The sequence below is a fragment of the Streptomyces sp. NPDC003327 genome, assembly GCF_053589515.1.
Window position 1 is genome coordinate 42,454 of the sequence record NZ_JBSFSA010000019.1, and the last position, 23,548, is coordinate 66,001.

Below are 23,548 nucleotides of genomic sequence, written 5' to 3' on the forward strand. Positions count from 1 at the left end.
CCATGTCCCTCGACCACCGGCTCTCCGAAGAGCACGAGGAACTGCGCCGCACCGTCGAGCAGTTCGCCCACGACGTCGTGGCGCCGAAGATCGGCGACTACTACGAGCGGCACGAGTTCCCGTACGAGATCGTCGCCGAGATGGGCCGCATGGGCCTGTTCGGCCTGCCGTTCCCCGAGGAGTACGGCGGCATGGGCGGCGACTACCTGGCGCTCGGCATCGCCCTGGAGGAACTGGCGCGGGTGGACTCCTCCGTGGCCATCACCCTGGAGGCGGGCGTCTCGCTGGGCGCCATGCCGGTCTACCGCTTCGGCACCGAGGAGCAGAAGCGGGAGTGGCTGCCGAAGCTGTGCGCGGGCGAGGTGCTCGGCGCGTTCGGCCTGACCGAGCCCGGCGCGGGCAGCGACGCGGGCGGCACCCGCACGACCGCCGTCCGGGACGGCGACCACTGGGTCATCAACGGCTCGAAGTGCTTCATCACCAACTCCGGTACGGACATCACGGGTCTGGTGACGGTCACGGCGGTCACCGGACGCAAGCCGGACGGCCGCCCCCTGATCTCCTCGATCATCGTCCCCTCGGGCACCCCCGGCTTCACGGTCGCCGCCCCGTACTCGAAGGTCGGCTGGAACGCCTCGGACACCCGGGAGCTCTCCTTCGACGACGTCCGCGTCCCGGTGGAGAACCTCCTCGGCGAGGAGGGCCGCGGCTACGCCCAGTTCCTGCGGATCCTGGACGAGGGCCGGGTGGCGATCGCCGCGCTGGCGACGGGCCTCGCCCAGGGCTGTGTCGACGAGTCGGTGACGTACGCGAAGGAACGTCACGCCTTCGGCCGTCCGATCGCCGAGAACCAGGCCATCCAGTTCAAGATCGCCGACATGGAGATGCGGGCCCACATGGCCCGCATCGGCTGGCGGGACGCGGCCTCGCGCCTCGTCATGGGCGAGCCGTTCAAGAAGGAGGCGGCGCTCGCGAAGCTCTATTCCTCCACGGTGGCGGTGGACAACGCCCGCGAGGCGACCCAGATCCACGGCGGCTACGGCTTCATGAACGAGTACCCGGTGGCCCGGATGTGGCGCGACTCCAAGATCCTGGAGATCGGCGAGGGCACGAGCGAGGTCCAGCGCATGCTGATCGCCCGGGAACTGGGGCTTCCGGCCTGACGCGTGAGTCGGTGCCGCGGGTCTTCCGTGTGCCCGTCGCCCACCCCTCGGTGGGCGACGGGCACGCGTGCCTGACGGCGCCCCCACGGAGGGTCGGGGGATCACCCCAGGCGCCGGTCCTTCAGCGCTCCGACGAACGACGTCCACGCCTGCGCCCCGAAGGCCACGTGCGGCCCGGCGGGCGCCTTGCTGTCGCGTACGGGCACAGCTCCCCGGAGGTCGTCCGAGACCTCGACGCACTGCCCGTCCCCACTGCTGTGGCTGCTGCTCCGCCACGCGAGCGTCGCCGGATCGTACGGCCTTTCCAGCATTCCCTTTCACCCTCTCTCTTCCGCGAGCCTCGCCAGCAGGTCGGCGCTGCCGGTCGGCCCCAGAGCCACCGCTTGCAGGTGCTCGAACATCGATGTGTAGCGCCGGATCTCCGTTTCCGACTCCAGGAACAGATCGCCGGCGGGCGTGTCCAGGTAGACCAGCTCCGGGTCGTCCGGGTCCGGAAAGTCCATGTGCACGAAGCTGCCCGTCATCCCGGCATGGGCGCCCTTCTCGAAAGGGATCACCTGGAACGTCACGTTCGGCTCGGAAGCGAGCCGCAGCAGATGACGCACCTGCTCCCGCATGACGTGCGGGCCGCCGACCCGGCGCCGCAAGGCGGCCTCGTCCACGATGGCCCGGAGTTGAAGCGGTCGGTCCTTGGCCAGGACGGTCTGCCGCTCCATGCGTGCCTGGACGCGCTGCTCGACCTGCTTCTGACCGGCCATCGGCAGTACGCCCTTGATCACTTCCCGGGCGTAGTGCTCGGTCTGCGCGAGGCCGGGGATGAACAGCGACTCGTAGTTCCGGACTGTCCGGGCTTCCGCCTCGAATCCGATGTACGCGGTGTACTCCTCCGGCAGTTCGGAGTGATACGGCCGCAGCCAGCCCTGATCGTACGAACCGCTCTGGAGCGCCAGCAGATCTGACCGCTGCTTGTCGTCGGCCTCGTACAGGTCCAGCAGGCCGACGAGAGTGCGCTTCTGCGGTCGTGCGCGCGACCGCTCGATGCGGTAGAGCGTCACCGCGTTGATCCCCGTCCGCTCCGTCACGTCCTCACGCGTGAGCCCCGCCGACGCGCGCAGCTTCCTCAACTCGGCGGCGAGCCGCCGCAGTCTGACGGTCGGTGGACGCGGGCGCTTCTCCGGCATGCTGCGTTCCCCTCTCTGCCGGGTGGTACCTGGGAGTGTGCGTGCTCACCCCGCAGAAGCTCAACTCGTTCGAACACGTAGCGGAATTTCGCAACCCTTGCGTTCTTCAGCACTGCGAAGGCATGCTGCGCGTACGGTCACCGCCCGGTCGCGCCACGCGACGGGAACGGTGTCCCGCTGACCTGCGTGAAACAGGAGACCCCCGCGACCGTTGCAGCGGTCCGGGGGCATGGCCAACGCTTCGAAGGAGCGTCAACGTGCGTCACCCTATCGCCCGTCTCGTCGGGCTGCTCCTGCGTCTGTTACTTCCGCCGACCGGTCGCCGGCGGCGGCCCGCCGGCTCGGCCCGGCCCCCGGCGGCGGTGGCCGTCGCGCCCTGCGGGCCCGTCGCGCCTCCCCACCGCGGCGTGCCCGTCCTCAGGGGCGAGGACTGCCGGCTCGTACGTCCGTACGTCGTCGCCCACGAGGAAAGAGAACAGGCCCGGTTGCAGCGGCAGCGGCGACGGGCGCTGTGGCTGGCCGTCCACGGTGTCGACGTGGGGCCCCGGCGGATCCACGGTGTGGAGGTGGCGGCCTGATGGAGCAGCCCACCACCGCCCCGCACGAAGGCGAACCCCTCGTCCTGAGGTGGCCCCAGGGCCCGAGGAGCGTCCCCCTGGCCCGGCGCGCGCTGCGCGAGGCGCTGGACGCGTGGGGCTTGCGCGGCATCGAGGACACGGCGTCGCTCGTGCTCTCGGAGCTGCTGACCAACGCGGTCCGGCACGGACGGGTGCCGGGGCGGGAGATCGAGACGCACTTCGCCGCGACCGCGGGCGGACTCCGCATCGAGGTCCACGACGCGTCGGAGGAACGGCCGCTGATGGCCCTGCCCGAGGCGGACGCGGGGGGCGGCTGGGGGCTTCCGCTCGTGGACACGCTCGCGGAGAAGTGGGGCGTCTCGGACCGCCCGGGCCCGGGCAAGCTGGTCTGGGCCGAACTGACGGCACACCACCTGCCGTAGCCGGCACGCCCCCGACCGCCCGCCGACGCCTCCGTCAGGCGGGCGGCCGGGGCCGTTTCACGTCGGGCATCGGGGCGGCCGGAGACGCACGGTCCAGGAAACGTCTGGCGGACGGCCGTGGCACGGGGGCGGCGGCCTCGTCCGCCGGACGTGTCGCCATCGGGCGGCGCCAGCCCGCCCAAGCGGCCCGCACCACCGGAGGCTCGGTCAGCCTCCGCCCCACCGTGGCCGGTTATCGACGAGCCCCTGGCCGGACAAGCTCTTGCCCGTGTGATCTACCGCTCGCGACCCCACCCCTACTGATCGCACGAAGGTTAGGCTAACCTACCCTCGACTTGCCCAGGCCGACCCCGGCACGTACCGAAAGCGACACCGCCATGCCCAGCAACGCCCGAGCCACTTCCCTCACCCGCCGCGGCCTGCTCGCGGCCGGCGGCGCCCTCGGGCTCGGCGCCGCGCTCGCCGCCTGCGGCAGCGACACGAAGAAGGACGGCGGTTCCGCGCCCTCCTCCTCCGCCTCCGCCAAGTCCGGCGCCTGGGAGTTCAAGGACGACCGCGGCGAGGTCGTGAAGGCCAAGTCCGTCCCGAAGAACATCGTCGCCTTCACCGGCACGGCCGCCGCCCTCAAGGACTTCGGCGTCGAGGTCGTGGGCGTCTTCGGCCCGACGTACGTCGAGGACCCCAAGACCAAGAAGAAGACGGCCGACGTCCAGGCCGGCGACCTCGACATCGAGAAGGTCAAGGTCATCGGCAACGTCTGGGGCGAGTTCAAGATCGAGGAGTACCTCAAGCTCCAGCCCGAGGTCCTCATCACGGACATGTGGGAGAAGAACGCCCTCTGGTACGTGCCCGAGGAGCAGAAGGCCAAGATCCTGAAGATCGCCCCGAGCGTCGCGCTGTGGGCCGCCGGCCAGTCCATGCCGTCCGTCCTCCAGCGCCACGCCGACCTGGCCGCCTCCCTCGGCGGCGACGTGCAGAGCGCGAAGGTCAAGGCCGACAAGGCCCGCTTCGAGGCAGCCGCCGAGCGCGTCCGCAAGGCCGCCAAGGCGAAGAAGGGCATCAAGGTCCTCATCGGCTCCGGCGCCCCGGACGTCTTCTACGTCTCCACGCCGGTCCGCCCGACCGACACCCTCTTCTTCAAGGAGCTGGGCGTCGACATCGTCGTGCCCGACAAGCTGGACCCGAGCGGCTGGTTCGAGCTCCTCAGCTGGGAGAACGTCGACAAGTACAAGGCCGACGTCATCCTCCTCGACAACCGCACCGGCACCCTCCAGCCGGAGCAGCTGAAGGCCAAGCCGACCTGGAACGCCCTGCCCGCCGTCAAGGCCGGCCAGGTCGTCCCGCGCGTGACGGAGCCGATCTACTCCTACGCCAAGTGCGCCCCGCTCCTGGAGGACCTGGCGAAGGCGCTGGAGAACGCGAAGAAGGTGTCCTGACCCATGACGACCGCCGAGACCGCCCCGTTCCAGTTCTTCTCCCTCCAGGTCGACCGGACGAGGCGGCTCGGCCCGTCCCTGGTCCGCGTCACCTTCACCGGCGAGGACCTGAAGTCCTTCGTCTCCGGGGGCCGCGACCAGTCGCTCTCCCTCTTCCTGCCGCACCCGGGCCAGGAGGCCCCGGTCCTGCCGCCGCTGGACAACCCGGACATGTACGCGATCCTGGGCGCCTGGCGGGCCATGCCCGACGACGAGCGGGCCGTCATGCGCTCGTACACCGTCCGCGAGCAGCGCACCGAGCCGGTCGCCGAGGTCGACATCGACTTCGCGTTCCACGAGGACGGCGGCCCCGCCTGCCGGTGGGCCGGGCGCGCGAAGGCCGGTGACCGGGTGGTCGTGCTCGGCCCGGCCGTCGCCGCGAACTCGGGCGTCCGCTTCCAGCTGCCCGAGGACGCCGACTCGGTCCTGATCTGGGCCGACGAGACCGCGCTTCCGGCCGCCTCGGCGATCCTGGAGTGGCTGCCGGCCGAGACCCGCGCCCAGGTGTTCATCGAAGTGCCGTTCTCCGGTGACCGGATGGACCTTGCGACGGAGGCCGACGCCACGATCACCTGGCTCGTACGGGAGGAGGGGGCGCCCTCCGCGGTCGAGGCGGTGCGCGGCGTGGAGCTGCCCGGCGCGGCTCCGTACGTCTGGATCGCGGGCGAGTCCGGCGCGGTGAAGGCGCTGCGCAGGCACTTCGTGCGCGAGCGTGAACTCGACCGCCGCCGCGTGACGTTCGTCGGGTACTGGCGCAAGGGCCTCTCCGAGGACGCGCTGCGCGAGGTGCCGGACGAGACGCAGGAGGACGCCCGGCAGGAGGACGCCCGGCAGGAGGGCACCCCGTAGGGGGTGCGACCGCCTCGGCGCGGGCCGACGAGGCGAACGTCACGTCGGCCCGGGGCCTTTGAGGCCTCATGAGGGGCGAGGGGCATTGCGATGCGAAGTAAGGTTAGGCTAACCTTACTTCGCATCGCCCCCTCGTCCCTCACCGCTGTCCGGAGGCCCCCCACATGCGCTCGCACCTGCTCAACGACGCCACGGCGGAGAGCTACCGGCGCTCCGTCACCGAAGGAGTCGAGCGGGTGGCGGAGAAACTCGCCACGACCCGCGGTCCGTTCACCGGAGTGACCCCCGCCGAGCTCGCTCCCGTCATCGACGCCGTCGACCTCGACCGGCCCCTGGGCGACGCCTCCGCCGCCCTGGACGAGCTGGAGGACGTGTACCTCCGCGACGCGGTGTACTTCCACCACCCGCGCTACCTCGGCCACCTCAACTGCCCAGTCGTGATCCCCGCCGTCCTCGGCGAGGCCGTCCTCTCCGCGGTCAACTCCTCGCTCGACACCTGGGACCAGAGCGCGGGCGGCACCCTCATCGAGCGCAAGCTCATCGACTGGACCGCCGGCCGCATCGGCCTCGGCGCCGCCGCCGACGGCGTGTTCACCAGCGGCGGCACCCAGTCCAACCTCCAGGCGCTGCTCCTGGCCCGCGAGGAGGCCAAGACCGACGACCTGTCGAAGCTGCGGATCTTCTCCTCCGAGTGCAGCCACTTCAGCGTCCAGAAGTCGGCCACCCTCCTCGGCCTCGGCCGCGACGCCGTCGTCTCCGTGCCCGTCGACCGGAACAAGCGCATGCAGTCCGTCGTCCTCGCCGCCGAGCTGGAGGCCTGCCGCGCCGAGGGCCTCGTCCCGATGGCGATCGTCGCCACCGCCGGCACCACCGACTTCGGCTCCATCGACCCGCTGCCCGAGATCGCCGCCCTCGCCGAGGAGTACGGCGCCTGGATGCACGTCGACGCGGCCTACGGCTGCGGCCTGCTCGCCTCGCGCAAGCGCCGCCACCTCCTCGACGGCATCGAGCGGGCCGACTCGGTCACCGTCGACTACCACAAGTCCTTCTTCCAGCCCGTGAGTTCCTCCGCCGTGCTGGTCCGCGACGGGGCCACGCTGCGCCACGCGACGTACCACGCGGACTACCTCAACCCGCGCCGGACGGTCGCCGAGCAGATCCCGAACCAGGTCGACAAGTCGCTCCAGACGACCCGCCGCTTCGACGCGCTCAAGCTGTGGATGACGCTGCGCGTGATGGGCGCCGACGGCGTCGGCGAGCTCTTCGACGAGGTCTGCGACCTGGCCCGCGAGGGCTTCGACCTCCTCGCCGCCGACCCCCGCTACGACGTCGTGGTCGAGCCGCAGCTCTCCACGCTCGTCTACCGCTACGTCCCGGAGAACGTCACCTCCCCCGCCGAGATCGACCGGGCCAACCTCTACGCCCGCAAGGCGCTGTTCGCCTCGGGCGAGGCCGTCGTCGCCGGGACCAAGGTGGACGGCCGCCAGTACCTCAAGTTCACCCTGCTCAACCCCGAGACGACGGTGTCCGACATCGCCGCCGTCCTTGATCTGATAGCCGGCCACGCCGAGCAGTACCTGGGAGAGACCCTTGTCCACGCCTGAGACCCACGACTTCATCGGTATCGGGCTCGGCCCGTTCAACCTCGGTCTCGCCTGCCTGACCGAGCCCATCGACGAGCTGAACGGCGTCTTCCTGGAGTCCAAGCCGGACTTCGAGTGGCACTCCGGGATGTTCCTGGAGGGCGCGCACCTCCAGACCCCGTTCATGTCGGACCTGGTCACCCTGGCCGATCCCACCTCGCCGTACTCCTTCCTCAACTACTTGAAGGAGAAGGGCCGGCTGTACTCGTTCTACATCCGCGAGAACTTCTACCCGCTGCGGACCGAGTACAACGACTACTGCCGCTGGGCCGCCGGGAAACTCTCCTCCGTCCGCTTCTCCACCACGGTCACGGCCGTCACGTACGACGAGGCCACCGAGCTGTACGCGGTCGCCACCGAGGCCGGCGAGACCTTCCGCTCCCGCCGTCTCGTCCTCGGCACCGGCACCCCGCCGTACGTCCCCGAGTCCTGCCAGGGCCTCGGCGGCGACCTGATCCACAACTCGCGCTACCTCACCCACAAGGCGGCGCTGCAGAAGAAGAAGTCGATCACCCTGGTCGGCAGCGGCCAGAGCGCCGCCGAGATCTACTACGACCTCCTGAGCGAGATCGACGTCCACGGCTACCGGCTGAACTGGGTGACCCGCTCGCCGCGCTTCTTCCCGCTGGAGTACACCAAGCTCACGCTGGAGATGACCTCCCCGGAGTACGTGGACTACTTCCACGCGCTGCCCGAGCGGACCCGCTACCGCCTGGAGACGGAGCAGAAGGGCCTGTTCAAGGGCATCGACGGCGAGCTCATCGACGCCATCTTCGACCTGCTCTACCAGAAGAACCTCGACGGGCCCGTGCCCACCCGGCTCCTCACCAACGCCGCGCTGCACACCGCCGCGTACGACGAGGAGTCCGGCACGTACACGCTCGGCTTCCGCCAGGAGGAGCAGGAGAAGGACTTCACCCTCGACACCGAGGGCCTGATCCTCGCCACCGGCTACAAGTACGCCGTCCCCGCTTTCCTGGAGCCGGTCCGCGACCGGCTCCGCTGGGACTCCCGCGGCCGCTTCGACGTGGCCCGCAACTACGCGGTCGACACCACGGGCCGCGGCGTCTTCCTGCAGAACGCCGGCGTGCACACGCACTCCATCACCTCGCCCGACCTGGGCATGGGGGCGTACCGCAACGCCTACATCATCCGCGAGATGCTGGGCTCCGAGTACTACCCCGTCGAGAAGTCCATCGCGTTCCAGGAGTTCACCGTATGACCGTCCGCTTCCGCCCGCTCGACCCCGCCCAGGACGCGGCGATGATCCACGCCTGGGTCACCCACCCCAAGGCCGCCTTCTGGATGATGCAGGACGCCTCGGTGGAGGACGTCGAGCGCGAGTACGCGGCCATCGCCGCCCACCCGCACCACCAGGCGTTCGTCGGCCTCGTCGACGAGGTGCCCGCGATCCTCATGGAGCGGTACGACCCGTCGGAGCTGGAGCTGGTCGGCCTGTACGACCCGCGGCCCGGTGACGTCGGCATGCACTTCCTCGTCGCGCCGTCCGACACCCCGGTGCACGGCTTCACCCGCATGGTGATCACCGAGGTCATGCGCGAGCTGTTCGCCGACCCGGCGACCGCCCGCGTGGTCGTCGAGCCCGACGTCGCCAACACCGCCGTCCACGCGCTCAACGAGGCCGTCGGCTTCGTCCCGGAGCGCGAGATCCAGAAGCCGGAGAAGAAGGCCCTGCTGAGCTTCTGCACCCGCGCGCAGTTCGAGGCCGCCGTGGCGGTGACGATATGACCGCGCCCGTCACCCCGGCCCCGGGGACCGCGTCCGTCACCCCGGCCCCGCAGCGCACCGCGGCGCCGCACACCGCCCCGCGCGCCGGCGACCCCGTCGCCCACCTCACCCCCGAGCGCTGGGCCGCCGCCAACCGCGCCCTGATCCGCAAGGGCCTCGCCGAGTTCGCCCACGAGCGCCTGCTCGACCCGCAGGAGCTGGGCGAGGGCCGCTACCGCGTCCTCAGCGACGACGGCGCCACCGAGTACCGCTTCACCGCCGACCGGTTCGCCCTCGACCACTGGCAGGTCTACGCCGAGTCGATCAGCTGCCACCGGGACGAGGAGCAGCTGCCGCTGGACGCGCTCCGTTTCGTCACCGAGCTGCGCGGCGCGCTCGGCCTGAGCGACGAGATCCTCCCGGTCTACCTGGAGGAGATCTCCTCGACCCTGGCCGGTACGGCGTTCAAGTCGACCAAGCCCGAGGTGACCTCGGCCGAGCTGGCCCGCGCCGGCTTCCAGGCGATCGAGACGGGGATGACCGAGGGCCACCCCTGCTTCGTCGCCAACAACGGCCGGCTCGGCTTCGGCGTCGACGAGTACCGGGCGTACGCCCCCGAGGCCGCGTCCCCGATCCACCTGGTCTGGCTCGCGGCCCACCGCGACCGGGCCGCGTTCACCGCCGGCGCCGGGATCGAGTACGACGCCTTCGTGCGGGCCGAGCTCGGCGACGCGGCCGTCGACGGCTTCGCCGCGACCCTCGCCGCGCGGGGCCTGGACCCGGCCGACTACCTCCTGATGCCGGTCCACCCCTGGCAGTGGTGGAACAAGCTGTCGGTCACCTTCGCCGCCGAGGTGGCGCAGCAGCGCCTGGTGTACCTGGGCGAGGGCGACGACGCCTACCTGGCGCAGCAGTCGATCCGTACCTTCTTCAACACCTCCGACCCGGCCAAGCACTACGTCAAGACCGCGCTGTCGGTCCTGAACATGGGCTTCATGCGGGGTCTCTCGGCGGCCTACATGGAGGCGACCCCGGCGATCAACGACTGGCTGCACCGGCTGATCGAGTCGGACTCCGTCTTCGCGGCGGCCCGCTTCTCGATCATCCGCGAGCGGGCGGCGGTCGGTTACCGGCACCTGGAGTACGAGGCCGCCACGGACCGCTACTCGCCGTACCGCAAGATGCTGGCCGCGCTCTGGCGCGAGTCGCCGGTGGCCTCCCTCGCGGAGGGCGAGCGCCTGGCGACGATGGCCTCGCTGCTGCACGTCGACCACGCCGGCGCCTCCTTCGCGGGCGCGCTGATCAAGGAGTCGGGCCTCGAACCGACGGTGTGGCTGCGGCGGTACCTGGACGCCTACCTGCTGCCGGTGCTGCACAGCTTCTACGCCTACGACCTGGCGTTCATGCCGCACGGCGAGAACGTGATCCTCGTCCTCGACGAGCGGGGCGCGGTGGCGCGGGCGGTCTTCAAGGACATCGCCGAGGAGATCGTCGTCATGGACCCGGACGCGGTGCTGCCGCCGGCCGTGGAGCGGGTGCGGGCCGAGGTGCCCGAGGACATGAAGCTGCTGTCCGTCTTCACGGACGTCTTCGACTGCTTCTTCCGCTTCCTCGCCGCGACGCTGGCGGCGGAGGGCACGCTCGACGAGGACGCCTTCTGGCGGACGGTCGCGGAGTGCGTGCGCGGCTACCAGGAGTCGAAGCCGGAGCTGGCGGACCGCTTCGCGCAGTACGACATGTTCGCGGAGACCTTCGCGCTGTCCGCGCTCAACCGCCTCCAGCTGCGCAACAACAGGCAGATGGTGGACCTGGCGGACCCGTCGGCGGCGCTGCAGCTCGTCGGCGACCTGGTGAACCCGATCGCGCGGTTCGCCTGATCCCCCCGAAGACCGGTGCGAGCCCCGGCGGAGTACGGTCCTCCGCCGGGGCTCGCATCTGTGCTGTCCGGCGCCCGGTCGGCGACCGGTCTCAGGCCACGGGCCAGGGCACCTCGGGCGAGCGGTGGTAGGTGATGCCGAGGGCCTCGAAGCGCGGGGCCTGTTCGGCGAGGCGGACCTTGTAGGCCTCCCAGTCGTGGGTGTCGGCCGGTGACCAGCCGAGTTCGGCGACGCCCGGGAGGCGCGGGAAGGCCATGACGTCGAGGTCGGCCACGGTGTCGAGGGTCTCGGTCCACAGCGGGGCCTCGACGCCCCGGACGGCGCTCGGGGGCGCGCCGGGCAGGTAGGTGGCGGGGTTCCAGTCGTAGGACCGCTTGACGTCGACGTACCCGGCCCAGGCGAGGCCGAGCGGAGTGTCCTTGGTGTACTTCATGTCGAGGTACGTCCGGTCGGCGGGCGAGAGGATCAGCCCGGTGCCGTTGCGGGCGGCCGCGGCGACCTTCTCCTTCTCGGCGGCGGGGGTGCGGTCCAGGCCCCAGTACTGGGCGAGGGCGCCCGCGGCGGGGGTGGCGCCGGTGAGCTGGTGCCAGCCGACGACGGTCTTGCCGTACTTCGCGACGAGCGGCTGCACCCGGTTCATGAAGGCGACGTAGTCGGCGTGGCTGGTGGAGTGGGCCTCGTCGCCGCCGATGTGGAGGTAGCGGCCGGGGGTGAGGGCGGCGATCTCGCGGAGGACGTCGTCGACGAAGTCGTACGTGACGGGCTTGGGCACGCACAGGGAGCTGAAGCCGACCTTGGTGCCGGTGTAGAGGGGCGGGGCGACGCCGTCGCAGTTGAGTTCGGCGTAGGAGGAGAGGGCGGCGTTGGTGTGGCCGGGCATGTCGATCTCGGGGATCACCTCCTGGTAGCGGGAGGCGGCGTAGTCGACGATCTCCCGGTACTCGGCCTTGGTGTAGAAGCCGCCGGCGCCGCCGCCGACCTCGGTGGAGCCGCCGTGGGTGGTGAGCCGCGGCCAGGAGTCGACGGCGATGCGCCAGCCCTGGTCGTCGGAGAGGTGCAGATGGAGGGTGTTGATCTTGTACAGGGCGAGCTGGTCGATGTAGCGCTTGACCTCGTCGACGGTGAAGAAGTGGCGGGCGACGTCGAGCATGGCGCCCCGGTAGGCGTAGCGGGGGGTGTCGGTGATGGTGCCGCCGGCGATCTTCCAGGGCCCGCGCTGGGCGGTCTTCCGCTCGACGGCGGAGGGCAGCTGCTGGCGGAGGGTCTGGACGCCGCGGAAGAGTCCGGCGGGCGCGCGGGCGGTGAGGGTGAGGCCCTCGGGGGCCGACTGGAGCCGGTAGCCCTCGTCGCCGAGCGCGGTCTCGCCGGGGCTGAGCCGCAGGCGGATGCCGCCGCGGGCCGCGGCGTCGTCGACGACGGGGAGGGGGTAGCCGGTGGCGGGGCGCAGGAGCCCGGCGAGGTAGCGGCCGAGGGCCCGGGATTCGGGTGAGGTCTCGTCGACGCCGATGCGGGTGGTGCGGGTGAGGGTGTACGGCTCGCCGTCGGGGGCGACGGAGGCGGGGGCGGGCACGATGCGGCCGAGCGGCCGGACCTCGGGTTCGGCGGCGAGGACCGCGCCGCCGGGCTTGCCGTCGGCGGCGCGGGTCGCGGCGGCCCGGCTCTCGCCGGAGGCGGCCCCGCAGGCCATCCCGGCGGTGGCGAGGAGCAGGAGGGATCCGATCAGGCGCGGAATCGTTCGGCGCTGGGTCACAGGCGGTCTCCCCTTCAGGTGATCGACGCGTCTGTCGTTCTTCTGTATATCCGGTCCGCCACCTTGCGTACCGCCCGCCTCACCACGGGTCAAGGTATGGACCAAGGAGCTCGATCACGGGCTCAACCGGGCCTCTCCTGCCCGATTCCGGGCAGGATTCTTGCGGACGGCGGGGGCTTCCCTCAGTATTCATGGGTGCTCGAACGCCGTCCGTCGCACGACGACCTCATCGACCATCTGGTCCGCAGCACCGCGCTCCAGCGCGGTGAGGCCGCCCGGGTGGTGCTCGACGTGCTGGCGTACTTCGACGAGACGACCGAGGAGTTCGTCCGCCGCCGTCACCGCGAACTGCAGTCCGGCGGGGCCGTGAACGCCCAGATCTTCGAACGGATCGCGGCGGAGCTGCCGCACCGCGCCGTGGCGCCGCCGGAGCTCTCGCTCCGGCAGCTGCGCCGCATCGTCTACGGCTGAGCAGCACCATCACTGACCTGGAGGGGTTTCACCTTTATGTGCGGAATTGTCGGTTACATCGGAAAGCGTGACGTGGCGCCGCTGCTCCTGGAGGGCCTGGCGCGCCTGGAGTACCGCGGATACGACTCCGCCGGCCTCGTGATCACCAGCCCGAAGGCCTCGGGCCTGAAGATGGTGAAGGCCAAGGGCCGCGTCCGCGACCTGGAGGCCCGCGTCCCCAAGCGCTTCACCGGCACCACCGGCATCGCCCACACCCGCTGGGCCACCCACGGCGCGCCGAGCGACGTCAACTCGCACCCGCACCTGGACCCCGAGAACAAGGTCGCCGTCGTCCACAACGGCATCGTCGACAACGCCGCCGAGCTCCGCGTCAAGCTGGAGGCCGAGGGCGTCGTCTTCGCCTCCGAGACCGACACCGAGGTCATCACCCACCTCATCGCCCGGTCGCAGGCCGAGACCCTGGAGGACCGCGTCCGCGAGGCGCTGAAGGTCATCGAGGGCACCTACGGCATCGCCGTCATGCACGCCGACTTCAACGACCGCATCGTCGTGGCCCGCAACGGCTCGCCGGTCATCCTCGGCATCGGCGAGAAGGAGATGCTGGTCGCCTCCGACGTCGCCGCCCTGATCGCCCACACCCGCCAGGTCGTCACCCTCGACGACGGCGAGATGGCCACGCTCAAGGCCGACGACTTCCGCACGTACACCGTGGCCGGCGCCTCCACCACCGCCACCCCGGAGACCGTGGAGTGGGAGGCCGCCTCCTACGACATGGGCGGCCACGACACGTACATGCACAAGGAGATCTCGGAGCAGCCCGACGCGGTCGACCGCGTGCTGCGCGGCCGCATCGACGACCGCTTCTCCACCGTGCACCTCGGCGGCCTGAACCTCGACCCGCGCGAGGCCCGGACCATCCGCCGCATCAAGATCCTCGGCTGCGGCACCTCGTACCACGCCGGTCTGATCGGCGCCTCCCTCATCGAGGGCATGGCCCGCATCCCGGCCGACGCCGAGCCGGCGTCCGAGTTCCGCTACCGCAACCCCGTCGTCGACCCCGACACCCTCTACATCGCCGTCTCGCAGTCCGGCGAGACGTACGACGTGCTCGCCGCGGTCCAGGAGCTCAAGCGCAAGGGCGCCCGCGTCCTCGGCGTGGTCAACGTGGTCGGCTCCGCCATCGCCCGCGAGGCCGACGGCGGCGTGTACGTCCACGCCGGCCCCGAGGTCTGCGTCGTCTCCACCAAGTGCTTCACCAACACGGTCGTCGCCTTCGCGCTCCTCGCCCTGCACCTCGGCCGCATCCGCGACCTGTCCGTCACCGACGGCAAGCGGATCATCGAGGGCCTGCGCAAGCTCCCCGCGCAGATCGAGGAGATCCTCAAGAGCGAGGACGAGATCAAGGAGCTCGCCAAGGAGTACGCGGGCGCCCAGTCGATGATGTTCATCGGCCGGGTGCGCGGCTACCCGGTCGCCCTGGAGGCCTCCCTCAAGCTCAAGGAGATCTCCTACATCCACGCCGAGGCCTACCCGGCCTCCGAGCTGAAGCACGGCCCGCTCGCCCTCATCGAGCCGGCCCTGCCGACGGTCGCGATCGTCCCCGACGACGACCTGCTGGAGAAGAACCGCGCCGCCCTGGAGGAGATCAAGGCCCGCAGCGGCCGCATCCTCGCCGTGGCCCACCAGCCGCAGGAGAAGGCCGACCACACCATCGTGGTCCCGAAGAACGAGGACGAGCTCGACCCGATCCTCATGGGCATCCCGCTCCAGCTCTTCGCGTACCACACCGCCCTCGCCATGGGCCGCGACATCGACAAGCCGCGCAACCTGGCCAAGTCCGTCACGGTCGAGTAGCGGCCGGGCGGGGCCTGTCCCCCCGCCCGCCGCCGCCGGGCCTGTCCCCCGGCGGTTCGACCGGACACGCGAAGGGCCCCCGCACACACCCAGGGGAGTGCGGGGGCCCTTCCGCGCGCTCAGCCCGCGGCCGGTGCGCTCCGGCCCGTGCGGCCCAGGGCCGTCGGCCAGCCCGCGACCGCCGCCGTCGCGCCGTACCAGGCCGCGAGGCCCGCCACCGCGGCGACCCAGCCGCCCGCCTTCGCGAGGCCGCCGTTGCCGGCGAGGGCGGCTATGCCGGAGAGCAGCAGCGCGACGCACAGCAGCCCGTACACGCCCTGTCCCAGGAGGCCGCTGCCCGAGGAGGCCACGGTCAGCGTCAGCGCCAGGAGCGCCCACAGGAGCAGGAAGAGCCCGGCGGCCTCGGCCGAGGTGCCGCCGCCCACTCCGGTGCCCCAGGTGAACCAGAAGGCGCCGAGCGCGGCGTACGCCGTGCCCTCGCCGGTGCCGCCCGCGCGCAGGGCCAGCAGGCCGACCAGGAAGAGCGCCACCCCGCCGACCCAGGTGGCGAGGCCCGCGGCATCCGCTGCCGCGACGTTGTCGATGACACCCGTGCCGCCCAGGCCGAAGGCCAGGAGGGTCAGTCCGAGTGCGAGGTGACCGAGGGTGGAGGTGCTGTTTCCCGCGGCGACGTCCTTGTCCACGGCGGGCTCCCTTCAGATGTGCGGTGGTGCCGCTTGGGCCGCTTTGTTCCGGTGCTCTTTAGCTACCCTTCACAAGCGCACAAATCACCTGAGGAAGGCCGAAATTATGGCCGGATGAGGGAAGTTGACGAAGAGTCGGGAGCCGGGCCCGGGGCCGTGAGGGAGGGAGCCGGGGCTACGGGATGACGATCACGGGCCGCTGCGCGCGCCGCGCGAGCCGGCCGGCCACCGAGCCGAAGATCCGCCCGACGATCCCGTGCGTGGAGCCCACCACGATCGCGTCGGCGGAGTACTCCCGGCCGACCTCCTCCAGCTCGTGGCAGATGTCGCCGCCGCGCTCGACGAGGATCCACGGCACCTCGGAGAGGTGGTCGGCACAGGCCAGCTCAAGACCGAGGACTTCCGTGCGGTGATCCGGTACGTCGACGAAGACGGGCGGCTCGCAGCCGGCCCACACGGTGGTGGGCAGCCGGTTGGCCACGTGCACGATGATCAGGCCCGAGCCGGAGCGCCTGGCCATGCCGATGGCGTACGCGAGGGCGCGCTCACTGGACGTGGAGCCGTCGAAACCGACGACCACCCCGTGCCGGAAGGCCGGGTCGCAGGAGTGGCGTGGCTGTTCCACCGCGAGGGGGTCGACCGTGGAGTCGGCGACGCGCTTGCGGTCCGCGGGTTCGGAGAATTCGTGACCGGCCATCGGTGTCTCGGCGAAGAGGGTCCTCGTGGGAAGGGACGGTGAAGGTGACGGGGGGAGGAACAACGGGTGGCGGCGGAGCTGTGTCCGGGAATCATCTTCCCAACCCCATACCCCCAAGGGTACGGCGACACTCCTCTCCTGCCCAGGGCCCGCCGCACCCCTCCCGGCGTACGCACGGCTCGCGCGCGGCGTTCCAGGGAGCATGCACGAGGGGCTCGGGATCTGGCAATGCCGGTTGCGCCCTACAAGCGTCCGTACGGGGGCCAAACGGACGTCGCTCGCAGTGACCGGAACGTTCCGCTCCTCGTTGCCACAGGTCCAGCCCACCGTCGCAGGGAGACCGCCCGTGGCCGCACCGTCGACCCCGACCCAGACGCCCGCCCAGACGCCCGCCCACCCGCCCACGCGGAGCGCCGCCCCGATCCCCGTCCAGCACGCCCCGGCGCCCGGCTCCCCCCACTCCCCGGCGGCCGGAGCCGGGCCCGCCCCCGCCGAGGAGGTGGTCCGCTGGGCGGCCTTCTGCTGCGTCCTCGTCCCCGTCGTCCTCGTCGCCTACGGCACCTCGCTGGGCGGGGCCGCCGGCACCGCGCTGGGGCTCGCCGCGGTCACGGCCGCCTGTCGCCTGCTGCTGCGGCGTTCGGAGCGCGGTCTGCGGGCGGAACCGTCACCGGCGGAGCGCCCCCGGGGGGCCCGCTCCCGGGCGGGACGATCCCGTACGGATCGGGCCAAAGCGCGGCGCCGGAGCTGAGCCACCCCCCGTCGAGTTGACAGGCTCGTACACTCGATCCCATCGGTTTTCAGCCAAGTTCCTGTTATCGGCGCGTCCTTGGCGAAACGGTCCCTCAACCTCTGCTCCACGCGCGCCGAGGCCCCCCGGTCACGGGCCCGTACCCATCGCGTACGGGGCGTTCACCGCCACCCGCGCCACTCCCCGCGGCCGTCGGGGGACGGACGTCGCCAACGATCGCTTCACGCCAAGTGGCCTTGTCGACAATCTGCCGGACGGAGAACTTGTCACGGCGGCGCCACGGGACGCAGTAGATTCGATCATGGATACCGAAGACTGGGGTCTCGTGCAAAACCGAGGGGAAACGTGCAGCTGCGACACGACCAGGGAGACGCCAACACCGAGGGGGGCTTAGCGTCATGAGCCAGGACTCCGCCGTACCGGAGGCCGCACGGAAGCTGTCCGGGCGCCGCCGTCGTGAGGTCGTCGCGGTGCTGCTGTTCAGCGGCGGCCCCATCTTCGAGAGCTCGATCCCGCTCTCCGTTTTCGGCATCGACCGGCAGGACGCCGGAGTGCCGCGCTACCGGCTGCTCGTCTGCGCCGGCGAGGAAGGCCCCCTGCGCACCACGGGCGGGCTCGAACTGACCGCACCCTACGGCCTGGAGGCCATCGGCCGCGCCGGGACCGTCGTCGTCCCGGCCTGGCGGTCGATCACCTCCCCGCCGCCGCCGGAAGCACTCGAGGCGCTGCGCCGCGCCCACGAGGAGGGCGCCAGGATCGTCGGGCTCTGCACGGGGGCGTTCGTCCTCGCCGCGGCCGGACTCCTCGACGGCCGCCCGGCCACCACCCACTGGATGTACGCGCCGACGCTCGCCAAGCGCTACCCCTCGGTCCACGTGGACCCGCGGGAGCTCTTCGTCGACGACGGCGACGTGCTGACCTCGGCGGGCACCGCGGCCGGAATCGACCTGTGTCTGCACATCGTGCGGACCGACCACGGCACGGAGGCCGCGGGCGCCCTGGCGCGCCGGCTGGTCGTCCCGCCGCGGCGCAGCGGCGGTCAGGAGCGCTACCTCGACAGGTCTTTACCCGAGGAGATCGGCGCCGACCCGCTGGCCGAGGTCGTCGCCTGGGCGCTGGAGCACCTCCACGAGCAGTTCGACGTGGAGACCCTCGCCGCCCGTGCGTACATGTCGCGGCGCACCTTCGACCGCAGGTTCCGCTCGCTGACGGGCTCCGCCCCGCTCCAGTGGCTGATCACGCAGCGGGTGCTCCAGGCGCAGCGGCTCCTGGAGACCTCCGACTACTCGGTCGACGAGGTCGCGGGCCGGTGCGGCTTCCGCTCGCCCGTGGCGCTGCGCGGTCACTTCCGGCGGCAGCTCGGCTCCTCGCCGGCCGCCTACCGGGCCGCGTACCGCGCCAGGCGTCCGCAGGGCGAGCCGGCCACGGCGGTGCTCGACCCGGTGGTGCCCGCGCAGGTCGCCTCCGGCGTCCGGCGCCCCGGCGCCCCGCTGGAGCCGGGCAAGCCCACCCCGGACGCGTACGCCACCGGCCGGGCCGCCCTGCCGGGCCAGCGCAGCGCGCCGTAACTCCGGACGGCGCCGCCACGAGCGGCGCGACGCGGGACCGACGGGCCCCCGGGGACACCTCTCCCCGGGGGCCCGTCGGCCTGCTCCCGTGCCACGGCTCCCCCTAAGGTAGGACGCATGAACGACCGCATGGTGTGGATCGACTGCGAGATGACCGGGCTCTCGTTGACGGACGACGCACTCATCGAGGTGGCCGCGCTGGTCACCGACTCGGAACTGAACGTGCTCGGCGAAGGCGTGGACATCGTGATCCGCCCGCCGGACGCGGCCCTGGAGACCATGCCCGAGATCGTGCGCCAGATGCACACGGCCTCGGGGCTGCTCGACGAGCTGCCGGACGGCACCACCCTCGCCGACGCCGAGGCGCAGGTGCTCGCCTACATCCGCGAGCACGTGAAGGAGCCCGGCAAGGCGCCGCTGTGCGGGAACTCGGTCTCCACGGACCGCGGCTTCCTCGCGCGGGACATGCCGGCGCTGGAGAGCCACCTGCACTACCGGATCGTCGATGTGTCCTCGGTCAAGGAGCTGGCCCGCCGCTGGTACCCGAGGGCGTACTTCAACAGTCCGGAGAAGAACGGCAACCACCGGGCGCTCGCCGACATCCGCGAGTCGATCGCCGAGCTGCGCTACTACCGGGAGGCGGTCTTCGTGCCGCAGCCGGGACCGGACTCGGAGACCGCGAAGCAGATCGCCGCGCGGCACGTCGTCCCCGCGGAGTAGCACCGCCGGGCGGACCCCCGGAGCGGCCCCGTGAGGGGCCCGCTCGCGCCTCCGGACCCCCTCGCGGAAACGCGGGCGCGAGCACCCTCCCGGACCCTGTAGACTTCTTCTCGGCCGGTCGGGGAAACCTTCGGGAAAACCGCCGGTCGTGGTGGGTATAGCTCAGCTGGTAGAGCACCTGGTTGTGGTCCAGGATGTCGCGGGTTCGAGTCCCGTTACTCACCCTGATGGCTCGAGGCCCCGGTTCGGAAGAACCGGGGCCTCGGTCGTGTGTGCGGGGTCCGTGCCCTCTCCTACGTGCGGCGGCGCGTCCCGTCGGCGGCCGCCGCGGTCAGCCGGTGGAGCACGGGGCACCTCCGAGGGTGAAGGCGGCGGGTACGGGGTTGGTCCCGGTCCAGCTGCCGGTGGGGCCGGGGCCTCCGCCGTCGCCGGTCTTCCCGGTGTCGCCGTAGACGATCCCGCGCCCGTTCGTGGCGACGTACACCCGGCCGTAGACGCGCGGGTCACCGGTGATGGTGGCGCCGGTCCAGCCCCACTGGTGGGCTTGCGGGGGCGTAGAAGTGGGAGCGCTCCCCGCGGTCAAGGTCCGGGAATCGTCGAGGACGTTCGACGGGGCTCCGCCGGACGGGTGGCGCGGCCGGGTGGGTCCCCGCCCGCGCCCGGCCCGCGCACTACGGTCGGGGCTCGGTGCGATGCGGGGAGGAGAGGGCCACGTGCGGTGGACACGACGGGCGCGCCACGGCGTGCTGCGGACCCGACCGGGCGCGGCGGACCTCGCGCTCCGGGCCGCACACCGGTCCGCGCGCCGGTCCCGGGCGGCGCGCCACGGCGTGCTGCGGCGGGCGGTCGCCCTCGTCCTGCCGCTCGCGCTGGGCGCCGGCCTCGCGGCCGGGTGCGCCACCGATCCCGCCGAGCCCTCCCCCGTACCCGCCCGCGAACGCGTCGACGGCTCCGGGCGGCGGGTCACCCTCACCGTCGGCGTCTTCGGCGAGTTCGGCTACCAGGAGGCCGGGCTCTACGACGCGTACATGCGGCTCCGGCCGGACGTCGCGGTCCGGCAGACCTCGCTCTCCCGCAACGACGTCTACTACCCGCAGCTGCTCACCCGCCTCACCGCGGGCTCGGGCCTCGCCGACGTCCAGGCCGTCGAGGTCGGCAACATCGCCGAGGTCGTCGCCACGCAGGCCGGGCGGCTCGACGACCTCGGCCCGGCACCCGGCGTCAGCGAGGGCGCCTTCCTGCCGTGGAAGTGGGCGCAGGCCACCACGCCCGACGGCCGGACCCTCGGGCTCGGCACGGACATCGGCCCGCTGGCCCTCTGCTACCGCAAGGACCACTTCGCGGCGGCCGGGCTGCCCACCGACCGGGAGGCGGTCGGACGCCTGTGGGCCGGTGACTGGCGGAGGTACGAGGAGGTCGGCCGCCGCTTCGCCGCTAGGGCCCCGCGGGGCGTGGCGTTCACGGACTCGGCCTCCGGGGTGCTCGCCGCGGCGGTCTCGGGCGCGCCGCTGCGCTACTACGACGCGCGGGGCGAGCTGGTCGTCGCCACCAATCCGTACGTACGGGCCGCCTGGGACCTCGCCGCCGACTTCGCCCGGCAGGGGCTGACCGCCCGGCTCCAGCAGTTCACGCCCGACTGGGACCAGGCCTTCGCGCGGGGGGCCTTCGCGACGATCGCCTGCCCGGCCTGGATGCTCGCCTACATCCAGGACAAGTCGGGGCCCGTCACGCGCGGGCACTGGGACGTGACGGCGGCGCCCCGGCCGGGCAACTGGGGCGGCTCCTTCCTCGTCGTGCCGTCGGCGGGGCGGCACCGGGAGGAGGCCGCCCGGCTCGCGGCCTGGCTGACCGCGCCCGAGCAGCAGGCGCGGCTGTTCGCCCGGCGCGGCAACTTCCCGAGCGCCTCGGCCGCGTACCGGCTGCCGGAGGTGCGGGACGCGCGGCACCCGTACTTCGGGGACGCGCCGGTCGGCCCGCTGTACGCGGCGGCGGCCCGGGGGGTGCCGCTGGCCCCGGTGGGGCCGAAGGACGGGCTCGTCAACCAGATCCTCTCCGACACCGGGATGCTCCAGGTCGACCAGACGGGGCGGCCGTCCGACGCGGCCTGGCGGGCGGCGATGCGGGCGATCGACAACGCGCTGGACCGCTGAACGCACGCGGGGAGGAGCGCCGGTGAGGGTGCGCCGGGGGGAGAGCACCGGTGGAGGGCACCGGGAGAAGGACCCGTGGAGGAGTGCCGTGACCGAGACGAGGGAGCCAGTGGATCCGTTCCTGCCGCCCGCCGGCACGCCCGTCCCCCCGCCGGTGGAGCCGCCGACGCGGCGGAGCGGCGACGCCGGGCCGGGGCGCGGGCGGCTGCGGTCGCGCTCCGCTCCGTACGTCCTGGTGGCGCCCTTCTTCCTGCTGTTCGGGGCGTTCGGGCTGTTCCCGCTGGTCGCCACCGTCTGGACCTCGCTGTTCCGGGTCGAGCTGACCGCGCCGGAGGCCCGCGAGTGGGTCGGGCTCCACAACTACGCCCGCCTGCTGCACGATGAGTTCTTCTGGAACGCCCTGTTCAACACCGCGGCCATCGGCGTCCTCGCGACCGTCCCGCAGCTGCTGCTCGCCCTCGGGGTGGCGCACCTGCTGGACGTGCGGCTGCGCGGGCGGCTCGCCTTCCGGGTCGTGGCGCTCGCCCCGTACGCGACCTCGGTGGCCGCGGCGACGCTCGTCTTCGCGCTGCTCTTCGGGCGCGACCAGGGGATGGTCAACTGGGCGCTCGGCCTCGTCGGGATCGCCCCGGTGGACTGGCAGAACGGCCCGTGGGCGTCGAAGGTGGCCGTCTCGTCGATCGTGATCTGGCGCTGGACCGGCTACAACGCGCTCATCTACCTGGCGGCGATGCAGACCGTCCCGCGCGAGCTGTACGAGGCGGCGGCGCTCGACGGGGCGTCGCGGTGGCGGCAGTTCCTGCACGTGACACTGCCGGGGCTGCGGCCCGCGCTGCTCTTCACGGTCCTGGTGTCGACGATCGGCGCGACCCAGCTGTTCGGTGAGCCGCTGCTGTTCAACAGCGGGGCGGGCGCCTCGGGCGGGGCGGACCACCAGTACCAGACGCTGGGTCTCTATCTGTACGAGCAGGGCTGGTTGAACCTGCACCTCGGGCGGGCGGCGGCGATCGCCTGGGCGATGCTGCTGATCCTGGTGGTGGTGTTCGGGGCGGCCCGGCTGCTGCGGCCGGTGCTGCGCGGAAGGGGTGCCTGATGCGGACGGTGCGGGCGGGCTGGGGCACGTACACGCTGCTCGGGCTGTTCACGGTGGTCTCGCTCTTCCCCCTGGTGTGGACGGCGGTGGCGGCCTCGCGGACGAGCACGCGGCTGGCGTCGGCGCCGCCGCCGTTCCGGTTCGGGCGGAACCTGCCGAGGAACCTGGGGATCGCCTGGACCGAGGGCGGGCTCGGCGAGGCGCTCGCCAACACCACGCTGGTCGCGGGGGCGGTGGCGGCGGGCACGGTGCTGTTCTCGACGCTCGCCGGCTTCGCCTTCGCCCGGCTGCGCTTCCGGTTCCGGGGGACGCTGCTGCTGCTCGTGGGCGCGACGATGCTGGTCCCGCCGCAGCTGGGGGTGGTTCCGCTCTATCTGCTGATCGCGCGGCTGCGCTGGACGGACGAGCTCCAGGCGGTCGTGCTGCCCGCGCTCGTCTCGGCGTTCGGGGTGTTCTTCATGCGCCAGCACCTCCAGCGGGCGCTGCCGGCGGAGCTCCTGGAGGCGGCGCGGGTCGACGGGGCGGGGACGCTGCGGGTGGTGTGGCACCTGGTGTTCCCGGCGGCGCGTCCGGCGATGGCGGTCCTGGGGATGCTGTCGTTCGTGGCGGCCTGGAACGACTTCTTCTGGCCGGTGCTCGTCCTGACGCAGACCGGCAACCCGACGGTGCAGGTGGCGCTGACGGGATTGGGGCGCGGCCATGTGCCGGACACGTCCGTGGTGATGGCGGGGGCCCTGCTCGGGACGCTGCCGCTGCTGGCGGTGCTCGCGGTCTTCGGGCGCCAGATCGTGGGCGGGGTGATGCGGGGCGCGGTGAAGGGCTGACCCCGCGCCCGCCCCCGCCCGCACGCCCGCGCCCGCACGCCCGCGCCCGCGAGGGGCCTCACCCGTACGGCCGT

22 protein-coding genes, 1 tRNA gene and 1 pseudogene are annotated in these 23,548 nt (G+C 72.2%); 18 read left to right on the plus strand and 6 right to left on the minus strand.

Features of this window, described 5'->3' with window-relative positions:
- Positions 1-2: 2 nt before the first annotated feature.
- Positions 3-1,163, plus strand: a complete 1,161-nt coding sequence (locus tag ACWDVG_RS17285; RefSeq protein ID WP_451700054.1) for an acyl-CoA dehydrogenase family protein — start codon at positions 3-5, stop codon at positions 1,161-1,163.
- A 101-nt stretch (positions 1,164-1,264) separates the two neighbouring features.
- Here the strand turns inward: ACWDVG_RS17285 and ACWDVG_RS17290 are convergent, their stop codons facing one another.
- Both ACWDVG_RS17290 and ACWDVG_RS17295 read right to left on the minus strand, forming a co-directional pair.
- On the minus strand, positions 1,265-1,474 hold the full coding sequence (locus tag ACWDVG_RS17290) for a DUF397 domain-containing protein (protein ID WP_451700055.1): 210 nt from the start codon (positions 1,472-1,474) through the stop codon (positions 1,265-1,267).
- A gap of 6 nt (positions 1,475-1,480) precedes the next feature.
- Entirely contained in the window at positions 1,481-2,344 is an 864-nt protein-coding gene (locus ACWDVG_RS17295; protein ID WP_451700056.1) for a helix-turn-helix domain-containing protein, read from the minus strand.
- Positions 2,345-2,601: 257 nt separating this feature from the next.
- Between ACWDVG_RS17295 and ACWDVG_RS17300 the strand changes: the two genes are divergently transcribed.
- The 8 genes from ACWDVG_RS17300 to ACWDVG_RS17335 all read left to right on the plus strand — a co-directional run bounded on the left by ACWDVG_RS17300 (position 2,602) and on the right by ACWDVG_RS17335 (position 10,916).
- Positions 2,602-2,922, plus strand: a complete 321-nt coding sequence (locus ACWDVG_RS17300) for a hypothetical protein (protein WP_451700058.1) — start codon at positions 2,602-2,604, stop codon at positions 2,920-2,922.
- Entirely contained in the window at positions 2,922-3,344 is a 423-nt protein-coding gene (locus ACWDVG_RS17305) for an ATP-binding protein (protein ID WP_451700059.1), read from the plus strand. The genes ACWDVG_RS17300 and ACWDVG_RS17305 overlap by 1 nt, the downstream gene beginning before the upstream one ends.
- 377 nt (positions 3,345-3,721) lie before the next feature.
- On the plus strand, positions 3,722-4,780 hold the full coding sequence (locus tag ACWDVG_RS17310) for an ABC transporter substrate-binding protein (RefSeq protein ID WP_451700060.1): 1,059 nt from the start codon (positions 3,722-3,724) through the stop codon (positions 4,778-4,780).
- A gap of 3 nt (positions 4,781-4,783) precedes the next feature.
- Positions 4,784-5,668, plus strand: coding sequence for a siderophore-interacting protein (locus tag ACWDVG_RS17315; protein WP_451700061.1), 885 nt, complete (start codon positions 4,784-4,786; stop codon positions 5,666-5,668).
- A 164-nt stretch (positions 5,669-5,832) separates the two neighbouring features.
- A complete protein-coding gene (locus ACWDVG_RS17320) occupies positions 5,833-7,272 on the plus strand; it encodes a pyridoxal phosphate-dependent decarboxylase family protein (protein WP_451700062.1) in 1,440 nt (479 codons plus the stop codon).
- Entirely contained in the window at positions 7,259-8,533 is a 1,275-nt protein-coding gene (locus ACWDVG_RS17325; RefSeq protein ID WP_451700063.1) for a lysine N(6)-hydroxylase/L-ornithine N(5)-oxygenase family protein, read from the plus strand. The genes ACWDVG_RS17320 and ACWDVG_RS17325 overlap by 14 nt, the downstream gene beginning before the upstream one ends.
- A complete protein-coding gene (locus ACWDVG_RS17330) occupies positions 8,530-9,060 on the plus strand; it encodes a GNAT family N-acetyltransferase (protein ID WP_451700064.1) in 531 nt (176 codons plus the stop codon). The genes ACWDVG_RS17325 and ACWDVG_RS17330 overlap by 4 nt, the downstream gene beginning before the upstream one ends.
- Positions 9,057-10,916 carry an IucA/IucC family protein gene (locus tag ACWDVG_RS17335; protein ID WP_451700065.1) on the plus strand — a complete coding sequence of 620 codons (1,860 nt, stop codon included), beginning with the start codon at positions 9,057-9,059 and terminating at the stop codon, positions 10,914-10,916. Before ACWDVG_RS17330 ends, ACWDVG_RS17335 begins: the two co-directional genes overlap by 4 nt.
- Positions 10,917-11,007: 91 nt before the next feature.
- On the opposite strand, the gene ACWDVG_RS17340 is transcribed toward ACWDVG_RS17335, so the two are convergent.
- Entirely contained in the window at positions 11,008-12,666 is a 1,659-nt protein-coding gene (locus ACWDVG_RS17340; RefSeq protein WP_451700066.1) for a beta-N-acetylhexosaminidase, read from the minus strand.
- Positions 12,667-12,861: 195 nt separating this feature from the next.
- Here ACWDVG_RS17340 and ACWDVG_RS17345 point away from each other — a divergent pair, with 195 nt between their 5' ends.
- Positions 12,862-13,137, plus strand: coding sequence for a hypothetical protein (locus ACWDVG_RS17345; protein WP_451700067.1), 276 nt, complete (start codon positions 12,862-12,864; stop codon positions 13,135-13,137).
- Between the two features lie 36 nt (positions 13,138-13,173).
- Positions 13,174-14,991, plus strand: coding sequence for a glutamine--fructose-6-phosphate transaminase (isomerizing) (glmS, locus tag ACWDVG_RS17350; RefSeq protein ID WP_451700068.1), 1,818 nt, complete (start codon positions 13,174-13,176; stop codon positions 14,989-14,991).
- Positions 14,992-15,110: 119 nt separating this feature from the next.
- Here glmS and ACWDVG_RS17355 read toward each other — a convergent pair whose 3' ends face one another.
- Complete coding sequence (locus ACWDVG_RS17355) at positions 15,111-15,674, minus strand: GPR1/FUN34/YaaH family transporter (protein WP_451700069.1); 564 nt, start codon at positions 15,672-15,674, stop codon at positions 15,111-15,113.
- Positions 15,675-15,849: 175 nt separating this feature from the next.
- Complete coding sequence (locus ACWDVG_RS17360) at positions 15,850-16,371, minus strand: universal stress protein (protein WP_451700070.1); 522 nt, start codon at positions 16,369-16,371, stop codon at positions 15,850-15,852.
- A 346-nt stretch (positions 16,372-16,717) separates the two neighbouring features.
- On the opposite strand from ACWDVG_RS17360, the gene ACWDVG_RS17365 reads away from it, so the two are divergent.
- From ACWDVG_RS17365 to ACWDVG_RS17380, 4 genes are all read left to right on the plus strand, one after another.
- Entirely contained in the window at positions 16,718-17,119 is a 402-nt protein-coding gene (locus tag ACWDVG_RS17365; protein ID WP_451700071.1) for a hypothetical protein, read from the plus strand.
- Positions 17,120-17,517: 398 nt separating this feature from the next.
- Positions 17,518-18,687, plus strand: a complete 1,170-nt coding sequence (locus tag ACWDVG_RS17370; protein ID WP_451700072.1) for a helix-turn-helix domain-containing protein — start codon at positions 17,518-17,520, stop codon at positions 18,685-18,687.
- A gap of 117 nt (positions 18,688-18,804) precedes the next feature.
- Positions 18,805-19,407: an oligoribonuclease gene (gene orn / locus ACWDVG_RS17375; RefSeq protein WP_451700073.1), complete on the plus strand. Its 603-nt coding sequence runs from the start codon at positions 18,805-18,807 to the stop codon at positions 19,405-19,407.
- Positions 19,408-19,558: 151 nt separating this feature from the next.
- Positions 19,559-19,631, plus strand: a tRNA-His gene (locus ACWDVG_RS17380).
- Between the two features lie 107 nt (positions 19,632-19,738).
- On the opposite strand, the pseudogene ACWDVG_RS17385 reads toward ACWDVG_RS17380, so the two are convergent.
- Positions 19,739-19,954, minus strand: a pseudogene (locus tag ACWDVG_RS17385) (hypothetical protein); the annotation flags it as partial.
- Between the two features lie 286 nt (positions 19,955-20,240).
- Here ACWDVG_RS17385 and ACWDVG_RS17390 point away from each other — a divergent pair.
- The 3 genes from ACWDVG_RS17390 to ACWDVG_RS17400 all read left to right on the plus strand — a co-directional run bounded on the left by ACWDVG_RS17390 (position 20,241) and on the right by ACWDVG_RS17400 (position 23,474).
- On the plus strand, positions 20,241-21,557 hold the full coding sequence (locus ACWDVG_RS17390) for an ABC transporter substrate-binding protein (RefSeq protein ID WP_451700108.1): 1,317 nt from the start codon (positions 20,241-20,243) through the stop codon (positions 21,555-21,557).
- An 88-nt stretch (positions 21,558-21,645) separates the two neighbouring features.
- Positions 21,646-22,650 (plus strand): carbohydrate ABC transporter permease, encoded by a 1,005-nt coding sequence (locus ACWDVG_RS17395; protein ID WP_451700074.1) that lies wholly within the window; start codon positions 21,646-21,648, stop codon positions 22,648-22,650.
- Complete coding sequence (locus ACWDVG_RS17400) at positions 22,650-23,474, plus strand: carbohydrate ABC transporter permease (protein WP_451700075.1); 825 nt, start codon at positions 22,650-22,652, stop codon at positions 23,472-23,474. Before ACWDVG_RS17395 ends, ACWDVG_RS17400 begins: the two co-directional genes overlap by 1 nt.
- The last annotated feature ends 74 nt before the right edge of the window (positions 23,475-23,548 follow it).

Excerpts from the sequence above, each read along its gene's own strand:
- ACWDVG_RS17285 (WP_451700054.1), top strand. The coding sequence starts at position 3 with ATGTCCCTCGACCACCGGCTCTCCGAAGAGCACGAGGAACTGCGCCGC.
- ACWDVG_RS17290 (WP_451700055.1), bottom strand. The coding sequence starts at position 1,474 with ATGCTGGAAAGGCCGTACGATCCGGCGACGCTCGCGTGGCGGAGCAGC.
- ACWDVG_RS17295 (WP_451700056.1), bottom strand. The coding sequence starts at position 2,344 with ATGCCGGAGAAGCGCCCGCGTCCACCGACCGTCAGACTGCGGCGGCTC.
- ACWDVG_RS17305 (WP_451700059.1), top strand. The coding sequence starts at position 2,922 with ATGGAGCAGCCCACCACCGCCCCGCACGAAGGCGAACCCCTCGTCCTG.
- ACWDVG_RS17310 (WP_451700060.1), top strand. The coding sequence starts at position 3,722 with ATGCCCAGCAACGCCCGAGCCACTTCCCTCACCCGCCGCGGCCTGCTC.
- ACWDVG_RS17315 (WP_451700061.1), top strand. The coding sequence starts at position 4,784 with ATGACGACCGCCGAGACCGCCCCGTTCCAGTTCTTCTCCCTCCAGGTC.
- ACWDVG_RS17320 (WP_451700062.1), top strand. The coding sequence starts at position 5,833 with ATGCGCTCGCACCTGCTCAACGACGCCACGGCGGAGAGCTACCGGCGC.
- ACWDVG_RS17330 (WP_451700064.1), top strand. The coding sequence starts at position 8,530 with ATGACCGTCCGCTTCCGCCCGCTCGACCCCGCCCAGGACGCGGCGATG.
- ACWDVG_RS17335 (WP_451700065.1), top strand. The coding sequence starts at position 9,057 with ATGACCGCGCCCGTCACCCCGGCCCCGGGGACCGCGTCCGTCACCCCG.
- glmS (WP_451700068.1), top strand. The coding sequence starts at position 13,174 with ATGTGCGGAATTGTCGGTTACATCGGAAAGCGTGACGTGGCGCCGCTG.
- ACWDVG_RS17360 (WP_451700070.1), bottom strand. The coding sequence starts at position 16,371 with ATGGCCGGTCACGAATTCTCCGAACCCGCGGACCGCAAGCGCGTCGCC.
- ACWDVG_RS17370 (WP_451700072.1), top strand. The coding sequence starts at position 17,518 with ATGAGCCAGGACTCCGCCGTACCGGAGGCCGCACGGAAGCTGTCCGGG.
- orn (WP_451700073.1), top strand. The coding sequence starts at position 18,805 with ATGAACGACCGCATGGTGTGGATCGACTGCGAGATGACCGGGCTCTCG.
- ACWDVG_RS17400 (WP_451700075.1), top strand. The coding sequence starts at position 22,650 with ATGCGGACGGTGCGGGCGGGCTGGGGCACGTACACGCTGCTCGGGCTG.